This window comes from Synechocystis sp. LEGE 06083 (genome assembly GCF_015207725.1).
In the GTDB taxonomy this organism is placed as follows: domain Bacteria; phylum Cyanobacteriota; class Cyanobacteriia; order Cyanobacteriales; family Microcystaceae; genus Synechocystis; species Synechocystis salina.
Genome location: NZ_JADEWJ010000391.1, coordinates 1 through 2,419 on the forward strand (window position 1 = coordinate 1; position 2,419 = coordinate 2,419).

General features: G+C 48.2%; 3 protein-coding genes. All 3 read right to left on the reverse strand.

The genetic code is table 11. The features are described 5' to 3' along the window. Positions 1-301: 301 nt before the first annotated feature. Complete coding sequence (locus tag IQ219_RS18955; RefSeq protein ID WP_194073643.1) at positions 302-502, reverse strand: hypothetical protein; 201 nt, start codon at positions 500-502, stop codon at positions 302-304. A 49-nt stretch (positions 503-551) separates the two neighbouring features. Continuing rightward, a complete protein-coding gene (locus IQ219_RS18960; RefSeq protein WP_194073644.1) occupies positions 552-2,174 on the reverse strand; it encodes an NAD(P)/FAD-dependent oxidoreductase in 1,623 nt (540 codons plus the stop codon). 81 nt (positions 2,175-2,255) lie between these two features. After that, on the reverse strand, positions 2,256-2,419 hold a 164-nt coding region (locus tag IQ219_RS18965; protein WP_304650697.1), incomplete at its 5' end, for a glycine cleavage T C-terminal barrel domain-containing protein.

The following is a 2,419-nucleotide window of genomic DNA, read 5'->3' on the forward strand; positions in this document are numbered from 1 at the left end:
CGGGGTGGGGAATTTTGCGCCGCTGATGGCTTAGCTTTGGGAGGATACCGTTAGCCCAATAGCTTATCGTAATCTTCGTGTGTACCAATCCAAAACCAAACATAGCCGTCATCGGTTTCAATCGACAATGCTCGATAATGCAAGGCGACTCGAACAGACCATAGTTCTCCCACTTTTTTGAAATGAAGTGAGGGATGGCGAGGATTTTGACTTAGTAATTGATAAGCCTTATCTGCCCGTCTCTGAATTTCTTCTGGCAGATGGCGATAACAAAACCAGAAATCAGAGTTCCTGTGATGGTTCAAAGCACTTTTGTCTGACCAGCACTATGGTCTGCCAATGCCTTTTCCGCTAAAGCTTTTAGCTTACCAGACTTAGAGTCTTGCTCAATTTGACAATCCCAGGCCTGCCAATCATATTCATGGAACCATTCTCGAAATTTGGCGAAATCCGAGGGATTTAGCTGTTTAACTTGCGTTTCAATTTGTTCTAAGTTATTCATTAACTTTATCAATACCCTAGCTAGGTTTGGTGTTAAAAAATTATTCTGCTTAGATGTCAACTTTAGCAAAAAAATCCAAGGCGATCGCCTCTGCTACTTTAATACCGTCAATGCCAGCGGATAAAATCCCCCCAGCGTAACCGGCCCCTTCCCCGGCGGGATAAAGACCAAGCGTATTGATGCTTTGGAAATCATCCCCCCGTTTAATGCGAATGGGAGAAGAAGTGCGGGTTTCCACCGCAGTTAACACAGCATCTTCCATGGCAAAACCCCGGATTTTTTTATCAAAAGCGGGAATGGCCTCCCGCAAAGCGGCGATCGCATAATCGGGCAGACTTTCCCCCAGGTTGACCAGTTTTACCCCCGGTTTATAGGAAGGTAGAACGGAACCAAATTTGATAGAAGGTTGATTGGCCAGAAAATCTCCCACCAATTGCCCCGGAGCTTGGTAATTTGCTCCCCCTAACTGGAAAGCCCGTTCCTCCCAAAATCGCTGCAAAGCAATGCCCGCTAACGGGTGTTCTGGATAATCTTCCTCCGGATTAATGCCCACCACAATGGCGCTATTGGCGTTAGCTTCATCCCGGGCGTATTCGCTCATGCCATTGGTGACTAATCTGCCCGGTTCGGAAGCGGCGGCCACTACCTTGCCCCCTGGGCACATACAAAAGCTGTAAACCGATCGCCCGTTTTGGCAATGGTGAACTAATTTGTAGTCGGCGGAACCAAGGCGGGCATGGCCAGCTTGGGGACCATAGCGACATTGGTCAATGAGGGCTTGGGGATGCTCAATGCGAAAACCGAGGGAAAAGGGCTTGGCTTCTATATAGACTCCTCGTTCAAATAACATTTGAAAAGTGTCTCTGGCGCTGTGCCCCACCGCTAGCACCACATGGTTAGTGGCAATATACTGACCATTTTCCAGGGTTATCCCCTGCACTTGATTTTGTTGGATATTGATGTCGGTAACATGGCTTTGAAAATGAATTTCTCCCCCCAACTCTTCTATGGTGGAACGTAAATTCTGGACAATTTTCACGAGGCGATAGGTGCCAATGTGGGGTCGGTTGATGTAAAGAATTTCGGGATCGGCTCCGGCATTAACAAATTCCTCCAACACCTTGCGGCCGTAATGGTTTGGATCCCGTACTTGGCTATAGAGTTTGCCGTCGGAAAAAGTCCCTGCTCCCCCTTCTCCAAACTGGACGTTGGATTCAGCATTGAGTTTTCCCTTCACCCAAAAGCGGAATGTGTCCACACTGCGGTCCCGCACTGATTTACCCCGCTCCAAAATAATCGGCTTCAGACCCATCTGGGCCAGTAGTAAACCGGCAAACATGCCACAGGGGCCTGTCCCAATCACAACGGGCCGTTTTCCTTCGACTACTTGACCTGGTTTGGCCTGGGCAACAAACTCATAGGTCATGGCTGGGGTGGGCGCAATCTGGCGATCGCCGGCAAATTTGGCCAGTAACTTTTCCGCTTGGGGTGTTGCTACGTCAACGATATAGACCAGCAGAATATGGCCTCGTTTGCGGGCATCATAACTACGTTTGAAAATGGTGTAACTGGTTAATTGTTCTTTACTAATGCCCAGCTTTTTGAGAATGGCCTGTGCCAGGGCTGTGTCGTCATGGTCTAGGGGGAGTTTGATTTCGCTAATGCGTAACATTGATCTTGGGTTTCAATTCTGACAATTTTTAAGGTAATTTCCCATGGCGATCGGCAAGCTAGTCAGTTGTAAAACTGCCAACTAACGAGGTTTGTGAGCAGAACGATAAAAGGGTTTTTTCGCTACTTTTATCCCATAGGTTTTACCCCGAATTTCCACCTCCAATTCCTGACCTACTTTTGCAAGTTCCGGGGGAACATAACCCAAGGCGATCGCCTTTTCCAGGGTAGGGGAAAGGGTGCCAC